This is a genomic window from Bradyrhizobium sp. 482_C4_N1_8, assembly GCF_052075965.1.
Taxonomy (GTDB): domain Bacteria; phylum Pseudomonadota; class Alphaproteobacteria; order Rhizobiales; family Xanthobacteraceae; genus Bradyrhizobium; species Bradyrhizobium barranii.
In genome coordinates, this window is record NZ_CP197231.1 from 6,720,009 (window position 1) to 6,737,226 (window position 17,218).

Sequence of the window (17,218 nt, forward strand, 5' to 3'; positions counted from 1 at the left end):
GATCTATTCTCTTTCACCCGCGTGAACCTGCCATGGCGTGATGGGCCATTCTCAACCGGCAGTCGTTACTATTGTGCTACGAGAAGTCGCAGCTGAGCGGCGCTACCCGCCCCGCCGGCAATCGAGTGCTCCGCACTGGCAATTGCTACCGAAGTCGCTACGCGTCGTGCTGAAGGACGCCGAGCATCGCCCCATGATCGAGGAACGCTTCGCCGGCGCAGCTCGTCGATGATATTGAGTACCTCGATCCCCAAACCGCGCTGGGCAAGATCGACGAACCGATTCGGCTGCTGATCGGAAGTCTATGCCATCAACAGCGCAGATCGAATGAAACGAACTGGCGTTCCGAATTGGATTGAGCAACCAAAATTTGAACGCGGCCGCCGGGAGTCCTCAACTTCACGATAATGACTCAATTCCACCCAGAGTTCGGGGTCCGAATTGGTGTCCCAAGCCAACCCATCGAAACGGGCCGCACTCAGCAGATAGGCATCCACGAGAATCACATCGGGGCGCCCTCTCGCAGGTCCGCCAACAGCAGCCGCTGCTCGAAATGTGCGATGTCATCGAGTTTCGTTCGCTCGTCTCGAGTCAGCTGCGAGCTATTCTGGCGCAGCATTGCGCCAGCCGCCAAAGGATGCGCGGCGCAAGAACTGCTCATCCAGCTTCCGCCGATTTGTGGGTAGAGCGGACATCAACCAACCGAAAACCACCGTCGAAAATGATACGTAGCCGAAGTCTCATTGCACTCTCAAAATCGGCGCGTTTAGGGGATCTGGCGGCATCAGAGTCTTTTGTTGCTTCTGCCGATCGCTCGTAAGATATTTTCCAACACGGCGCACCGCGTATGTCGCCGCCACGGCTATGATCAATCCGGCGGCAACATCAGCAAAGAAATGGCCACCACCAATTGGAGTCGCTGCGACCATAACGGCATTCCACAAGAGACCAACGGCCCTCAGCCAACGAAACGGCCAAAAGACCCAAGCGTAAAGTGCCGCGGAAATGGCATGGAAGCTCGGAAACGTCAGAATAGGCCCCAGGAGATAGGCGTTGAGCAGTCTGGTAGTGCCGTCGCGCACGAGTGGAAGCTCTTTCAGAGTCCCGTAGTAGACAACTGGTTCGACATTGGGATGGTCGCTCGGCACGAGTCCAAGAGCGTGATAGACACCAGTCGCCGGCACAAGCGTAGAGATGATGGTGGTCACGATCAGCGCTATGGCGAAGGCAAGCGCGAACTCCGCCGCGCGCCGATGGTGGCCGAACAACGGCAGGATTAGAATCAGGATGACGAGCTGCCATTGAATGGAATTATAGGTTTGCTCAAACGCCCAGCGTAACTGAAGCTGGTCGTTTACGACACCGAGATAGGCCCGGAAATCCAATCCCAGCCTGCGGTCAAGCGTGAGCAGATTTTCTTCCTGCATTGGCAGGTTCGCAGAAGCTGCGACGTAACCGAGCGAAGTGATCAGCACGATCATCGAAATGAATTGGGCCTGCATCAGGAGCGTGGCGTAGATCCTGGGGTCTCCGGCCGCGGATCTCGCATTGAGATGGCCGACGGTACCATACAGCGCGGCGATTCCGAGCATAGTGAGGTAGCTGCACCACTCAATGCGGAATTCGGTGAGCAAAAGGCCGAGACAAAAGCTCCCCAAGACCATGGTGATGAGAGCCCAATTCAGCTGGAACAGCCGCAGAGAAACGATTTCGTCTTGCGTCGTGCTTCTCTACTTTGAATGTGACGACTTCCCACAAGAATCCTGCGCCATTTGCGGCCACTCCCTGCATTACGAGAGTGCAAATGAATACACAACCATTAATAGAATCACAACAAACGCGTGTTTATCAAGTTGGATACACTCTAACTGACTCCTTTAGGTTGTGGAGTCTTGATAGAATCATAATGGCGCCAAATCTCTGCGCAGGCCATTGCTACCGAAGCCGCTATGCCGAGGAGGTTTTCCACCACCGAGCCAAGCTCGAAGGTCTGGATTGGCTCTCCTTCTCGCGAGCCGCGGCCGAGAAACTTTCGCCTGAAGACGTCGGTCCCATCTCGCCATTTGCGTTAGAGGCCCTGCAAGCAAAAGGTATTGCGGCGGGAGGAACTGCGCGGAATCCGTTGCTCTGTACTGTCGCTGATTTTCCGGACGCGGAACTAGTGGTCGCGCTAAAGGACGGCGGAGATCGCTGTGCCGTGTAGCTCATTGTGTCGAATACTGGGACGTGGATGATATCGAGTACCTCGCTCCCAAACCGCGCTGGGCAAGATCGACGACTGGGCTGCTGATCAGAAGCCTGCAGATTCACACCCGAGAGGCCGAGAGCAGCGCCCCTACCCCATCACGCCGCCGCGCTTGATCAACTCCTTGCCGACGGCAGCGAGATGCACCTGGTCGGGGCCGTCGCCGATGCGGATGAAGCGGGCATAGACATAGGCGCGGGCGAGGAAGGTGTCCTGCGAGACGCCGGCGGCGCCGTGGATCTGGATGGCGCGGTCGATGACGCGGGCGGCCATGCTGGGCACCACGATCTTGGCGGCGGCGATCAGGTCGCGCGCTGACTTGTTGCCTTCGCGGTCCATCTTGTCGGTAGCTTGCAAGGTGAGGAGCCGCGCCTGCGCGATCTCGCAGAAGGAGTTGGCGATGTCCTCGCGCACCGAGCCCTGGTCTGCGAGCGGCTTGCCGAAGGCTGTGCGCGACACGGATCGCCGGCACATCAATTCGAGCGCGCGCTGGGCGCAGCCGATCAGGCGCATGCAGTGGTGGATGCGGCCGGGGCCGAGCCGGCCTTGCGCGATCTCGAAGCCGCGGCCCTCGCCGAGCAGGATGTTCTCGGCCGGCACACGGACATTCTCGTAGACGATTTCGGGATGGCCGACCGGCGCGTCATCGTAGCCGTAGGTCAGCATGTCGCGGACGATGCGCACGCCGGGCGTCGCCTTCGGCATCAGGATCATGGATTGCTGGCGATGGCGATCGGGATCATCGGGCGCGGTCTTGCCCATCACGATCAGGATCTCGCAATCCTCATTCATCGCGCCTGACGTGAACCATTTGCGGCCGTTGACGACGTAGTCGCCGCCGTCGCGCTTGATCTCGCACTGGATGTTGGTGGCATCGCTGGAGGCGACCTGCGGCTCCGTCATCGAGAAGCCGGAGCGGATGCGCCCCTCCAGCAGCGGCTTCAGCCAGCGCTCCTGCTGCGCCGGCGTGCCGTAATTGGCCAGCACCTCCATGTTGCCGACATCGGGCGCGGAGCAGTTGAAGACCTCCGGCGCCCAGAGGATGCGGCCCATGATCTCTTTCACGGGGGCGTATTCGAGATTGGTCAGGCCTGGACCGTGCTCGCCGGAGAGGAACAGGTTCCAAAGCCCCTGCTCGCGCGCCAACCGCTTCAAGTCCTGCAGCACCTGCGGCGTCTTGTAACGCGCGGCTTCCGGCTTCACCTGCTCGTAATAGAGCTCCTCGACCGGCTCGACATGCGTCCGCATGAACTGGCGGACACGCTCCTGGAGTTCCAGCGAACGGGCGGAGTGTTGAAAGTCCATGGGGTTCTCTCCACAAGCAGAAAGTATTGTAGGGTGGGCAAAGCGAAGCGTGCCCACCGCTTCTGTTGCAGTGTTGGATCGGTGGTGGGCACGGCGCAAGTGCGCCTTTGCCCACCCTACGATTCCGGACTCGCGGAGAGATACCCCTCACCCGGCTCGCCGCTTCGCGGCGATCCACCCTCTCCCACAAGGGGAGAGGGTGCACTGTCTCTGCGGCCGCTCGCGCAGTCCCCTCACGTCCCGCGCAGCAGCTCGCTCGCCACGATCCAGTCGTTGCCGTCGAACTGGAGCATGTAGCCGTCCTTGATGGGGCGGAAATCCTGCGGTGTGGTGTTGAGCGTGATGCCGGGCAACAGAAGCGACAGCGGCACGTTCTTGAGGTTCGCCGCCTGCGCCATGATGTTCTCGCGCGTCAGATTGTCCTTGCACTGCTTGAGCAGGACGACCAGCGCCTCGGCGACGGTGTAGCCGTAGAGGCCGGCGACGTTGTTGATGTCGGCATTGGGCAGGCGCTTCTTCATGAAGTCGATATAGGCCGTCATCGACGGGTCGTCCTTCGGCTGCTCGACAAACGGCTTGAGCGAGCCGAGCGACAGCACGCCCTTGCCGGCATCGAGGCCCGCAGGGACCATGACGGTCGCCTTGTTGGCGCAGCCGGAGGCGAGGAAGCGCGTCGGTTGCCAGCCGACCTCGTGCGCCTTGCGGATCGCCTGCGCGCAGGCGCGCGGCGTCACCGAATAGATCATGAAGACATCGGCCTTGGTGTTGGCCAGCGTCAACACCTGGGAATCGACGGTGGGATCGGTGACCTCGAAGCTCGAGGCCATCGCGAGTGCCTTGTCGGCGTCGGCACCAAGCGCTTCCTTGACACCGCGAAAATATTCCTTGCCGGCGTCGTCGTTCTGATAGAGCACCGCAAAGCGCGCGTTCGGGTTCTTGGCGCGGGCGTAAGCGACGTCGATCGCGGCCTCGCTGGTGTAGTTCGGCGCCCAGGGCAGCGCCATCGACCACGGCATGTTGGCGGGATCGTTCCACTTCGAGGCCGAGCTGATCAGGAACAGCTGCGGCACCTTGTTGCTGTTGAGGTATTTTGCGATCGCCGAGTTCGGCGCCGTGCCCATGGTCGCGAAGATGAAGGCGACGCCGTCGCCCTCGACCAAGCGTCGCGCGGCTTCCATGGTCTTCGGCGGCGAGAAGGCGTCGTCGAGCGACAACAGATTGAGCTTGCGGCCGTTGACGCCGCCCTTCTCGTTGACCTCATCGAAATAGGCGGAGATCACCCTGCCGGTGATGCCCAGCGGCGATGCGGGGCCGCTATAGGGCATGGTGTTGCCGATCTTGATCTCGGTGTCACTGACGCCGGGACCGTAGGACTTTTGCGCGGAGACGGGCGTGGACAGGCAGGCGGCAGCCAGCGCTGCGGCCAGGACCAAAGCGGCTCTCATGGTTTCTCCCCGGTGATGATCGTCCACGCGAGGCGACCGCGCGGCGTGCTGCTTTTTGCCAGCACGTCAGATCAGCGGAGTTCCGCAACACGGTCTTGCGTCGAGTTGCTGGTTCATTCGACGTCTCGTTTCGAACCTGCGTATGAACGCCGCAGCAGGGCGAACAGGCTGCCGCCGGTCGCGGCTCCAACGAGATAGACAACGAGGGTTTGGAGCGCGAGCGGCAGACTGAGATTCATCTTGAAGAAGGAGATCGTGACCGTGTCGAGATTCTGCACGGCGAAGACGATGGTCGCTGCGGCGAAAAACACGATCACGGCGAGATGAAACCAGCGCATGACAATCCCTCAGCGTCGCCCGACGCGCGATGAAATCTGGATGAACCGTCATCGCGCTCTTGGGCGACCACGGTCCTTCTCCGGATCAAGCCTTAATGGCGCCGCCGCAGGCTAAAGCCCAGACTGACCCAGCCGGCGCCGGCCATGATCAGGTCGATGCCGAGGAACAGGCCGAGGATATAGACGCTGTTGACCGGCCAGCGCGCCAGGATCAAGAGCCCGAGCAGCAGGGTGATGACCGCAGACAGCGCTACCCACACCCACGGGCTTTCCCTTTTCATGCTGAAGGCGAGAAACAGCCTGACGGCGCCCGAGGCCAGCAGCGACGCGCCGAGGAACAAGGTGAGCAGCACCGCGGCGAACAACGGGTTCTCGAAGGTCAGGAAGCCCGCGACGATATAGAGCACGCCGAGCAAGGCCCAGATCAGGAACTTGCCCCAGCTCTTCATCTGGAACGCGCCGATCACCTCGGTGACCCCGGCGATGATCATCATCACACCAACCACGAGCACGCTCGCCACCGTCGCCATCATCATGCTGCCGAGCGCGATGAAGCCGGTGATGAGATAGACGACGCCGAGGGCGACGATCCAGCCCCACTTGGCGTGCAGCGCAGCAATGCCGGACCCAAGACCCAAGTTTGGAGACGTATCCGAAGCACTTGTCATGACGGCTACTCCTGCATGCGAAGTCCCAAGGCACATCTCAGGATAGCACGAGCCGCGCCGGGACAACAGCCAGTAGAGCAGCCCCCCGGGAGCCCCCATTGACTTAAGTCAAGAGCGGACGGGGCCGCCTCACGCGCGCGAGCGCTCCATGTCGAGCTCGGCCTTGAGACTATCGAGATCGCGATAGATCGAAGCAACCGCGAGCACGCGGCCGTCCTTGCTGTACTTCAGCAGGCAATCCCTGCCGTCGATGCTGCCGTCGATGGCGATGTCGTCGAAGCTCTCGGCATGGCCGACATAGTTGATCGGAACGTCGTAGTGCTGCGACCAGAAGAACGGCACGGCGTCGAAACGTTCGCGCCTGCCGAGCATGTTGCGCGCCGCGGCCTGGCCCTGCCGCTCCGCCACCACCCAGTGCTCGACGCGGATGTTCTGGCCCGAATGCGGATCGGGCCAGCGCGCGATATCGCCGGCCGCGAAGATACCTGATGCGCTGGTCTCGAGATACTCGTTCACGCTGACGCCGCGATCGATGGCGAGCCCCGCCTGCTCCGCGAGCACAAGGCGCGGCCTGACGCCGATCCCGACCACGACCAGATCGGCCTCGATCACGCTGCCGCTCTTCAGTGTGGCGCGTTTGCCGTCGAGCTTTTCCACGGTGTCCTCGAGGTGAAAGTGGACGCCGCTCTCTTCATGCAGCGCGCGGACGAAATCGCCCATCTCGGGGCCGAGAACACGCTGCATCGGCCGCTCCTCGGGCGCAACCACATGCACCTCCAGCTTGCGCGCCCGCAAGGAGGCCGCGACTTCGAGGCCAATGAAGCTGGCGCCGATCACCAGCGCGCGCTTCGCGCTGCCCGCCGCCTTGATGATGGCACGGCTGTCGGCAACGGTCCGCAAGGTGTGCACGTGTGGCTGGTCCGCGCCCGGAATCTGCAATTTGACCGGCTCGGCGCCGGTCGCGAGCAGCAGCCGGTCGAACGGCAGCTTGTCGCCATTGCCGAGCGTGATGGTGCGCGCCTTCGGATCGATCGCTGCAACATTGGTGTTGAGCCTGAGATCGATGCCCGCGTCCTGATAATAGTCCTCGCCCCGCAGCGGCAGCCAATCCTCGGGTGCACTGCCGGCGAGGTAATCCTTGGAGAGGTTCGGCCGGTCGACCGGCATCGCGCCGTCATCGCTCAGCATGGTGATGGCGCCGGCAAAGCCCTCGCGCCGAAGCGTCTCGGCGGCCGCAAAGCCGGCCGCACCGCCGCCGACGATGACGAATTTTTCCGCCGTCGGCGCGCTGCGATGTGACGCTGCAGGCTGCGGCATCTCGCGCTTGCGCTGAACCGAGATCCCGTCCTGGTCGCGCGTGACCTCCCAGACCGCCAGCGCGTTCAGCGCGGGCGGGCGGGTGGCCTCGCCGGTGCGCAAGGAGAAGCAGGCGTGATGCCAGGGGCAGCGGATCGTGTCGCCGACGACCAGCCCTTCGGCGAGCGGGCCGTGGTAGTGGCTGCAGGACGGCTCGATCGCGAAGACCTCGCTGCCGGCTTGCACCAGCAAGACGTCTTCCTCGCCGACATGGCCGAGCAGCTTGCCGTCCTCGAACGCGGTCAGCAACACGCCCTTGGTGAGGTCCGGCCCGCTCGGCGTCTTGTGCTCGGTCATGGTGTCGTCTCCTTCAGCTCGGCCCGCGCGGATCACGCGTCCGAATTGGCCAGCCCCAACAGCTCCTGACGCGTCAGCGCGTTGTCACGGAACACACCCAGCATGCGGCTGGTAACGAGATCGGTTCCAAGTTTGTGCGCGCCACGCGTGGTCATGCAATGATGCGTCGCCTTGATGATGACGCCGACGCCTTCCGGCTTCAACACATCGTTGATCGTATTGGCGATCTGCGCGGTCATCTTCTCCTGGATCTGGAGGCGTTTTGCGTAGATGTCCACCACACGCGCGAGCTTGCTGATGCCGACGACGCGGCCCTGCGGGATATAGGCGACCCAGGCGCGGCCGACGATCGGCGCCATGTGGTGCTCGCAATGGCTTTCGAAGCGAACGCCGCGCAGGACGATCATCTCGTCATAGCCTTCGATCTCCTCAAAGGTCTTTTGCAGGATTTCGGTCGGATCCTGCGCATAGCCGGAAAAATACTCTGCGAAGGCGCGCGCAACCCGGTCCGGCGTGTCGTGCAGACCGTCGCGCGCGGGATCGTCGCCCGCCCAGCGGATCATGGTCCGGACCGCCTGCTCGACCTCGGCCCTGCCAGGCCGTTCGCCCGGCAGCTGCGCCACCGCGACGGCTTGCAACCTGCGCGCATGTGAATTCATCAATAGCCTCCCTGCAATGAGCCGCGCACATCTGGCGGCCCCTCAGCTTGGACGGCTGCAATCGGAAAAGGTTCCCGAAGTCGCGAAAAATCGGGCGACCGGGCGGCAGGGCGGGAAAGCCGGGCTTTACGAGGCTGCTTTCCGCACGTCGAGCACGGCGCGCGCCCATTCCGCAGGCCGCTCCTGCGGCAGGTTGTGGCCGGCTCCAGCGAAGACACGCCGTTCGAACACGCCTTCGAATTTGGGCGCATGATGGGCGGTGCCGGGATTGACGCCATCGCTGTCGCCGTCGACCGCGATCGTCGGGACACGGATCGGCGGCTGCGCGGCGAGCTTCGCCTCGATCGCGGCATAGGCGGGATCGCCTTCGACCAGCCCATAGCGATGACGGTAGGAGTGGATCACGACATCGACGAAATCAGGATTGTCGAACGCCATCGCACTCGTTTCGAACGTCGCGTCGTCGAAGCTCCATTTCGGCGACCACATCGCCCAGAGCTGGCGCGCAAAACCGCGCCGGTTGCGCTCCAGCGCACGCCGGCCGCGCTCGTTGTGGAAGAGATATTGATACCAGAGCGCCGCTTCCTCCGGTGGCGAAGCCGGCTCCATCGAACGCGCGATGTTCTGGATGTTGTAGGAATTGCCGGAGACCAGGGCGATCACGCGCTCGGGATGCAGCACCGAGACCACGCAGGCCGCGCGCCCGCCCCAATCGTAACCGCCGAGGACCGCGCGTTCGATGCGAAGCGCATCCATGAAGGCCAGCAGATCGGCGCCGAGCGCCGCCTGCTCGCCGGAGCGCAGCGTCGCGGCGGACCGGAACCGCGTCGGCCCGTAGCCGCGCAGCCACGGCACAAGCACCCGCGCGCCGGCTTCCGCGATCAGCGGCGCGGTCTCGGCATAGGCGTTCACATCATAGGGAAAGCCGTGACCCATGATGCAGGGCCAGCCATCCGGTGCGCCGTATTCGAGATAGGCGATGTCGAGGATATCCGTGGCGATGGTTTTTTGTTGCATGATTTGCTCACGGAGTTGAGAGGCCGTAGCCTGGATGGAGCGCAGCGCAATCCAGGATTCGCGGATGCAGGCGTCCCCGCATTCCGCTTCGCTCCATGCGGGCTACGGGGGCTATTTCTGCGGGCCTGACAGCGAGATCTCGCGTTCGGCGCGGAACACATTGCTGTAGAGATTGGCGATCCACTGCCGGCCGATCTCGGTCTTGTTGAGGTAGCTGATCTCGGTCTGGATGTGCGGTGCGACGCTGTTCCAGTAGAATTGTGGATAGCGGTTCACGATGTCGGCGGGCGAGTCGTAGCCGAGCTGGCGATTGATGCCGACCTCTTCGAATTCGTAGTAGAGCGCGTTGGCCTTGCGCAGATAGTTGGGATCGCCGAGCTGACCGATGAAGTCCGCGGCGCGCAGGATCGAGGCCTCGTCGTCGTACTCCTGGCCTTCACGGGCCGGGAAGCGGGTGCCCTCGATGGCGCGGGCGACGCGCTCACTGTCGATACCGCGGATCGGTGGCAGCCGCCGCCGCACGAAAAGCATCGAACGATCAACGTGATACATCATCAGACTGGCATCCGACGCGCCGCGCGGCAGCGACACCTTGGTGCCGGCCTCGTCGACCACGAAACCGTCTTCGTCGTCCTCCGGAAACAGCCCGCGAACATAGCCGATGTCGTGCGCAAGGCAGGCGATCAGGATATGGATGTAGTCCTCGGCATCGAGGTGCGTGTGCAGATTGCGGCCAAGCATGATCGCCTGGGCCGCCAGCGTCACCAGCATCGTATGCTCGATATTGTGATAGAGCGCATCGCTGTTGCCGATGCATTCCATCGCAGTGCGCGTCGAGGCCTCCACCACCCTGGCATAGGAATCGTCGTACCTGCGACGCATGAACGAGCCCAGCAACTTCTCCAGGGATTCAGCCGCCAGTCTCGGTAACGTCATCATGGATGCAGCCCCGCTTGTCGGTGGTGTCCCACGCCAGCTCCCGACGTCTCATTCGTGTCCTCAACGCAACGGCCAGCATAGCCCATCTTGGGCCAAGTGACCAAACGCCGGGACGAATTTACGGAAATATGTTGCTGTTGTGCCCTGCGACATCACGGTTGCGGTCGGGCCGCGACACAGCCTGGCCGAGCCGGCGAGACCGCTTTTATTCCACCAGCAGCACGTCCACGGCGACGCCGAGCTTCTGCTTCGGCGAGCCGACAATGATGCCGTCGACCGGCGAGACGTCGGAAAAGTCGCGCCCGACCGCGAGCACGATGTGATCGTTGGCGACCAGCAAATCATTGGTCGGATCGAAATCGACCCAGCCAAGCTCCGCGCCGCACCACAGCGACACCCAGGCATGGGTGGCATCGGCGCCCTGCAAGCGCGGCTGGCCCGGCGGCGGAATGGTACGGAGATAGCCGCTGACATAGGCTGCCGGAAGGCCGAGCCCGCGCAGCCCTGCGATCATCACATGGGCAAAGTCCTGACAAACGCCGTGGCGCTTGTCGAAGACCTCGCCAAGCGGCGTCGAGATCACCGTGGCCTTCGGATCGTAGCGGAATTCGGTGCGGATGCGATGCATGAGATCGGTCGCACCGGCGAGGATCCCTGCGCCGGGCGCAAAGCTCGTGGCCGCATAGGCGCTGACGGGGTGCAGCACCGGCACCAGCGGGCTCGCAAAGACATAGCCGACCGGCGAGGACGGCCCGAGGCTCGTTGCTTCAAACGCGATGTCGCGGATGCTCTCCCAAGGCGGGCTGACGGCATCGCGCGCCGGCGATTTGCGCGAGACGGACACGCGCGAGCGCGAGTCGATGCGCAAGTTTCGGTGCGCGGTTTCGATCACGACGCTCTCGGTGAGCGTGCCGAAGAAGTCGCGGCGGACGTGGCGCTCGGACGGGCGCGGCCGGATCTCGACCCTGTGCGAGATCAGCTCCTGACCGTCGCCGCTCTTCGGCTCCAGCCGCAGCGTGCAGCGAGCGAAGCTGACCGCACTCTCGTATTCGTAAGTCGTGACGTGACGGATGTCGTAGATCACGCCAGCCCCGTCAGCTTTTCCGGCCGGCTGGCATTGGGGCCGTGCGGGAAGTAGTGCAGCCCGATCGCCTCGGCGAGGCTGAGCAGGTCCTGTTCCAGCGAGAACAGGGTCTTGACCTCGAGCTTCTCGGCTTCCGCGGTGGCCAGCATCGCCTGCGCCGCCACCGCGAGCCGCTGCGGCTGCTCGATCAGGCCGTGCTCCTTCAGGCTCGGGAGCGAAGCGATGTGCTCGTTCAGCGTCGTCACCTGGAACGCGACCGAACGCGGATTGTAGCTGTCGAGCACCGCGAGATCGCGCACCGGCGCCAGGATCGGCGCCAGCAGATAGCGCGAGCGGTAGGTGATCTGGGAATCCACCAGCGTCAGCAGGATATCGAGATCCTCGTCGCAGGCCTCGTCATAGGCGAACTGGCGCGCGAAGCGCGTGGTGTTGATGGCGCGCTCGGTGCGGCGGCCGATATCGAGGAAGCGCCAGCCGGCGGCGCGGTTCATGTTCTCCTGCGCCAGTCCCGCAAGGCTCGCAAGCTCCTGCAAGGTCAGCTCGGCCGCGCTCAGCACATCGTCGTCGTCCTCGACCTCGTAGGCCAGCCGATCGGCCATCTCGGTGATGACCTGCCAGGCGTCGGGCGACAGCCGCTCGCGCAGGGATGTCGCCGTGCGCTGCGCCGCGCGCACCAGCGACAGCGCCGAGCCGAACCGCTCCGGGCTCTGCAGCGCTTCGGCGACGATGCGCCCCGGCGCAGTGCGCGAGGCCTGCGAGATCGCGCCCCACGCCACCAGCAGGCGCTGGATGCGGTCGGCCGATTGCAGCGAGGCCGCGGTGCCCTTGTTGGGCCCGCTCGGCGAGCCCAGCGCGCGCACCAGCCGCAGCGTTGCCTCGGCGCGTTCGAGATAGCGGCCGAGCCAGAACAGATTGTCCGCGGCGCGGCTCGGCAGCACACCGGCGATGCGGCGGATCCGCACCTTGTCGGTCGCGGGCAGCAGCGTCGCGATCGAGACCTTCTTGTCCGAGACCACCCAGACGTCGGCGGCGCGCGCGCCGTCGCCCATCGACACCGCGCGCGCGTCCGCCTGCTCGGCGATCCGGCAGAAGCCGCCGGGCATGATGGCCCAGCCGTCGGCCGTCGCGGCCGCGAACACGCGCAGCACGAAGGGACGCGGCGTGAGCTGGCCCTGCTCCCACACCGGCATGGTCGAAAGCCGCACCATCTCCTGGCCGACATAGTCCATGCCGCGCGCGCTGATGGCGTCGACGAGACGCTGGCGCCCGGCGGCGTCGAGCTCGCTCGCGAGCACCGGGCCATTGCTGTCGAAGCCGGGAACGCCGCGGCGATAGGCGCCCTCGATCGCGACCTCGTCGAGCCGTGACAACACCTCGTCGCGCGCGTTGCGCTGGCCGCACCACCAGGTCGCGATATGCGGCATCTTGAGCTCTTGCCCGAGCAGGCGGCGGCTCAGGGCCGGCAGGAAGCCGAGCAGCGCGCGCGCCTCCAGCACGCCCGAGCCCGGCATGTTGGCGACGACGACGCCGTCCTTGCGCAGCACGTCGATCAGGCCGGCCACGCCGAGATGCGAGGACGCATCGAGCTCGAGCGGATCGAGCGAGTTGGAATCGACCCGGCGCAGCAGCACGTCGAGCCGCTTCAGGCCGGCGACGGTGCGGATGTGGATACGGTTGTCGCTGACGGCGAGATCGTCGCCCTCGACCAGCAGGAAGCCGAGATAGCGCGCCAGGGTTGCGTGCTCGAAATAGGTCTCGCTGAAGCTGCCCGGCGTGAGCACGCCGATGCGCGGCTCGTCGCGATCGGCGCGCGCGCGCAGGCTGTCGCGAAACGCCTCGAAGAACGGCGCGACGCGCGGCACGTTCATCGACTTGTAGAGGTCGGAGAAGGCACGCGAGAGCACCAGGCGGTTCTCCAGCGCATAGCCCGCGCCTGAGGGCGCCTGCGTGCGGTCGCCGAGCACCCACCAGCGCCCGTCGGGCCCGCGGCCGACATCGGCGGCATAGAGCGAGAGATAGCGCCCACCCGGCGGTGGCACGCCGCAGACGGGACGGAGATATTCGGGGCTGCCGGCGATCGCGGCCGCCGGCAACGCGCCTTCCGCGACCAGCCGCCCCTCGCCATAGATGTCGCGCAGCACGAGCTCGAGCAGTTCGGCGCGCTGGGTGATGCCGGCGGACAGCTGCTTCCAGTCGGCCTCGTCGATCAGCAGCGGCAGATGGCTAATCGACCACGGCCGGTCGGCGCTGTCGCCGGGCGCACGGTAGGTGACGCCGGCCTCGCGCAAATGGCGGTCGGCCATGCCGAACCGCCGTTCGATCTCGTCCGGCGCGAGCGCGCCGAAGGCGTCGAAGAAGCGGCTCCAGACCGCGCGGGGGGCGCCGCCGGGCCCCAGGAACTCGTCGGGGATGCCGGGCAGGCGGCTATAGTCGCGGACCCATTGCGCGAGGCGGCGCTGGCCTTCGCGCTGACCTTGCGCCTTACCCGTCTTGTCGTCCTGTTCGGCTGCGCCCTCGCCCATGCGCCTCTCCCTGCCCCACCATCATTCTCATTGCAGGAGCGGGGTCCGCAAGTCGAGGGTCAGCGGAAACTCATTTGTGCGTTCCTCGGGCGGGGGCTGCATCGGACCCGGCGTATGGCCGTGGTCCTGGAAGCGCGCCAGCCGCCGCGCCTCGGCCTCGTAGGTGTTGACGGGCTTGGTGTCGTAGCTGCGGCCGCCGGGATGGGCGACGTGATAGACGCAGCCGCCCAGCGAGCGCCCGTTCCAGGTGTCGATCAGGTCGAAGGTCAGGGGCGCGTGAACGGGGATGGTCGGGTGCAGGCCGGAGGCCGGCTGCCAGGCCTTGAAGCGGACGCCGGCCACGGCTTCGCCCGAGCGACCGGTCGAGGTCATCGGCAGGCGGCGGCCGTTGCAGGTCACGATGTGGCGGCCCTCGACAAACCCCTCAGCTTTCACTTGAAGCCGTTCGACCGAACTGTCGACATAACGCACCGTGCCGCCGGCCGAGCCCTCCTCGCCGAGCACATGCCAGGGCTCCAGCGCCTGACGCAATTCCAGCGTCACGCCGCCATGATGGACGCGGCCGAAGGCGGGGAAACGGAATTCGAGCTGGGCCAGATACCATTCTGGCTCAAAGGGATAGCCGGACTGCTTCAACTCAGAAAGCACGTCAAGAAAATCCTGCCAGATGAAGTGAGGCAGCATGAAGCGATCATGCAGCGCAGTGCCCCAGCGCACGAACTTGCCTTGTTGCGGCTCGCGCCAGAATTTTGCGATCAGCGCGCGGATCAGCAACTGCTGCGCCAGCGACATGCGCGGATCGGGCGGCATTTCGAGCGCGCGGAATTCGACGAGGCCGAGCCGGCCTGTGGAGCCATCCGGCGAATAGAGCTTGTCGATGCAGATTTCGGCGCGATGGGTGTTGCCGGTGATGTCGACGAGCAGATGGCGGAACAGCCGGTCCACCAGCCACAGCGGCGTCTGGTAGCCCGGCGGCGGCACATGCGAGAGCGCGATCTCGAGCTCGTAGATGCTGTCGTGGCGCGCTTCGTCGATCCGCGGCGCCTGGCTGGTCGGGCCGATGAACAGGCCGGAGAAGAAATAGGACAGTGACGGATGCCGCTGCCAGTACAGCACGAGGCTCTTCAAGAGATCAGGCCGGCGCAGGAACGGCGAGTCCTGCGGGCTGGAGCCGCCGACCACGACGTGGTTGCCGCCACCGGTGCCAGTGTGGCGGCCGTCGACCAGGAAGCGGTTGGCGCCGAGGCGTGTCTTGCCGGCGTCCTCATAGAGCCCGACGGTGATGTCGACCGCCTCGCGCCAGCTCTTTGCCGGCTGGATGTTGACCTCGATGACACCAGGGTCGGGCGTCACCTTGATGACCTCGACGCGCGGATCGAACGGCGGCGGATAGCCCTCGACATGGACCTGGAGCTGCATCTCCTCGGCGGTGGCTTCGAGGGCCGCGACCAGTTCGAGATAATCCTCGATGCGCTCGACCGGCGGCATGAAGGCGCAGAGCACGCCGTCGCGGACTTCGACCGACATCGCGGTGCGGACGGGGACGGACGTGTTGAGATGCTCGGGCGCGATCTGCGGCGGCGATTCCGGGCGCGCGGCGAGGGTGAACACCGGCAGCTTGCCCCGCGGCTCCAACGGATCCTGCTCGACGATGTAAGGATATTGGTTGGGCGGGATGTAGCCGAGCGAGCCGATCGGCAGGCGCAAGCCCAGCGGTGAATCGCCCGGCATCAGGAACAGATGATTGCGCCGGAGTTGCCAGCGCTCGCTGCGCCAGCGCGGCGGCGCGTTCCAGCGTTGCACCGGCAGCACGAAGCCACGCGGCGTGTTGAGGCCCTCGTCGAACACGCGCGCCATCCGCGCGCGGGCTTCGGGATCGGATAATTTGGAGTCGGACGGATCGACGTTGAGGGGAAGCTCGGCTTCCTTCTGGAGCCAGTACGCGGTGTCCTCATAGGCTGGGATGATGTAGCCGGGATCAAGTCCGAGCCGCGCCGCCGCGCCCTCCACGAATTCCTGGGCGTCCTTGACCTCGGCGCGCCGCGGATTCTCGATCCTGGCGATCAGATCGGCATTCTTCCAGATCGGTACGCCGTCCTTGCGCCAGTACAGGCCAAAGGCCCAGCGCGGCAGGCTTTCACCGGGATACCATTTGCCCTCGCCGAAGTGCAGCAGGCCACCCGGCCCGAAGCGCGTGTGCAAGCGGCGGATCAGATCGTCGGCGAGCGCGCGCTTGGTCGGGCCGACGGCCTCGGTGTTCCATTCCGCCGCTTCGAGATCATCGACGGAGACGAAGGTCGGCTCGCCGCCCATGGTCAGCCGGACATCCTGCGCGGCGAGATCGCCGTCGACCTGCTCGCCGAGGTCATTGAGCCGCGTCCAGGATTCGTCGGAGAACGGCTTTGTAATGCGCGGCGCCTCGCGGATGCGCTTCACGCTCATGTCGAACTCGAACTCGACCTCGGCAAAGCCGGCGCCGCCGGAGATCGGCGCCGCCGAACGATAATGCGGCGTGGCCGCAACCGGGATGTGCCCCTCGCCCGCGAGCATACCCGAGGTCGCGTCGAAGCCGATCCAGCCCGCGCCGGGCAAATAGACTTCGGCCCAGGCATGCAGGTCGGTAAAATCGTTCTCGACCTCTGGCGGTCCCTCGATCGGATCGATGTCGGGGCGTATCTGAATGAGATAACCGGAGACGAAACGGGCCGCGAGACCGAGATGACGGAAGGTCTGGATCAGGAGCCAGGCGGAGTCGCGGCACGATCCGGCACCGGAGGAGAGCGTCTCCTCCGGAGTCTGCACGCCGGGCTCCATGCGGATGATGTAACGGACGTGCTTCTGAAGCTCGCGATTGAGATCGACCAGGAAGTTGACGGTGTTCGGGGCTTCAGGCGGGATCGCGTCGAGAAATTTTGCGAACAGGCGATCGGGCTTGATGGTCTCGAGATACGGCGCGAGCTCGGTCTTCAGATCCTTCGAATACTCGAACGGAAAGCTGTCGGCATAAGGCTCGACGAAAAAGTCGAACGGGTTGACCACGGTCATCTGCGCCGTGAAGTCGACCTCGAATTTCAGCTCGGTCGTCTTCTCCGGAAAGACGTAGCGCGCCAGCCAATTGCCTTGCGGGTCCTGCTGCCAGTTCACGAAATGATTGGCCGGAGTGACCTTGAGCGAATAGCTCAGAACCGGCGTGCGCGTATGCGGCGCCGGCCGCAGCCGGATGGTCTGCGGGCCAAGATCGATCGGGCGGTCGTATTTGTAGTGCGTGACGTGGTGTAATGCGACGTAGATCGACACGGGGTGCGGTGCTCCAGCAGCTTTTTTGAGCAGAACACCGGTTCCG

At 64.6% G+C, this 17,218-nt stretch carries 12 protein-coding genes; all 12 read right to left on the reverse strand.

Annotation, left to right across the window (positions count from 1 at the left end; all coding sequences use genetic code 11):
* Positions 1 to 740 precede the first annotated feature (740 nt).
* A complete protein-coding gene (locus AB7Z56_RS31940; protein WP_187387768.1) occupies positions 741 to 1,592 on the reverse strand; it encodes a phosphatase PAP2 family protein in 852 nt (283 codons plus the stop codon).
* 743 nt (positions 1,593 to 2,335) lie between these two features.
* The gene (locus AB7Z56_RS31945) at positions 2,336 to 3,550 is read right to left on the reverse strand and encodes an acyl-CoA dehydrogenase family protein (protein WP_063984648.1); all 1,215 of its coding nucleotides are present in this window, start codon (positions 3,548 to 3,550) and stop codon (positions 2,336 to 2,338) included.
* A gap of 233 nt (positions 3,551 to 3,783) precedes the next feature.
* Positions 3,784 to 4,995: an ABC transporter substrate-binding protein gene (locus AB7Z56_RS31950; RefSeq protein ID WP_063984649.1), complete on the reverse strand. Its 1,212-nt coding sequence runs from the start codon at positions 4,993 to 4,995 to the stop codon at positions 3,784 to 3,786.
* A gap of 113 nt (positions 4,996 to 5,108) precedes the next feature.
* Positions 5,109 to 5,333, reverse strand: a complete 225-nt coding sequence (locus tag AB7Z56_RS31955) for a hypothetical protein (protein WP_014496835.1) — start codon at positions 5,331 to 5,333, stop codon at positions 5,109 to 5,111.
* A 92-nt stretch (positions 5,334 to 5,425) separates the two neighbouring features.
* Positions 5,426 to 6,001: an HdeD family acid-resistance protein gene (locus AB7Z56_RS31960; RefSeq protein WP_014496836.1), complete on the reverse strand. Its 576-nt coding sequence runs from the start codon at positions 5,999 to 6,001 to the stop codon at positions 5,426 to 5,428.
* Between the two features lie 129 nt (positions 6,002 to 6,130).
* The gene (locus AB7Z56_RS31965) at positions 6,131 to 7,654 is read right to left on the reverse strand and encodes an FAD-dependent oxidoreductase (protein ID WP_063984651.1); all 1,524 of its coding nucleotides are present in this window, start codon (positions 7,652 to 7,654) and stop codon (positions 6,131 to 6,133) included.
* A 32-nt stretch (positions 7,655 to 7,686) separates the two neighbouring features.
* Complete coding sequence (gene folE / locus AB7Z56_RS31970; RefSeq protein ID WP_063984652.1) at positions 7,687 to 8,313, reverse strand: GTP cyclohydrolase I FolE; 627 nt, start codon at positions 8,311 to 8,313, stop codon at positions 7,687 to 7,689.
* Between the two features lie 126 nt (positions 8,314 to 8,439).
* Positions 8,440 to 9,330 (reverse strand): alpha/beta fold hydrolase, encoded by an 891-nt coding sequence (locus AB7Z56_RS31975; RefSeq protein ID WP_063984653.1) that lies wholly within the window; start codon positions 9,328 to 9,330, stop codon positions 8,440 to 8,442.
* A 111-nt stretch (positions 9,331 to 9,441) separates the two neighbouring features.
* Positions 9,442 to 10,269 (reverse strand): HD domain-containing protein, encoded by an 828-nt coding sequence (locus AB7Z56_RS31980; RefSeq protein ID WP_063984654.1) that lies wholly within the window; start codon positions 10,267 to 10,269, stop codon positions 9,442 to 9,444.
* A 205-nt stretch (positions 10,270 to 10,474) separates the two neighbouring features.
* Positions 10,475 to 11,353, reverse strand: a complete 879-nt coding sequence (locus tag AB7Z56_RS31985) for a transglutaminase family protein (RefSeq protein WP_063984655.1) — start codon at positions 11,351 to 11,353, stop codon at positions 10,475 to 10,477.
* Positions 11,350 to 13,875 carry a circularly permuted type 2 ATP-grasp protein gene (locus AB7Z56_RS31990; protein ID WP_063984656.1) on the reverse strand — a complete coding sequence of 842 codons (2,526 nt, stop codon included), beginning with the start codon at positions 13,873 to 13,875 and terminating at the stop codon, positions 11,350 to 11,352. Before AB7Z56_RS31990 ends, AB7Z56_RS31985 begins: the two co-directional genes overlap by 4 nt.
* Positions 13,876 to 13,902: 27 nt before the next feature.
* Positions 13,903 to 17,172, reverse strand: a complete 3,270-nt coding sequence (locus tag AB7Z56_RS31995; RefSeq protein ID WP_063984657.1) for a transglutaminase family protein — start codon at positions 17,170 to 17,172, stop codon at positions 13,903 to 13,905.
* Positions 17,173 to 17,218 lie beyond the last annotated feature (46 nt).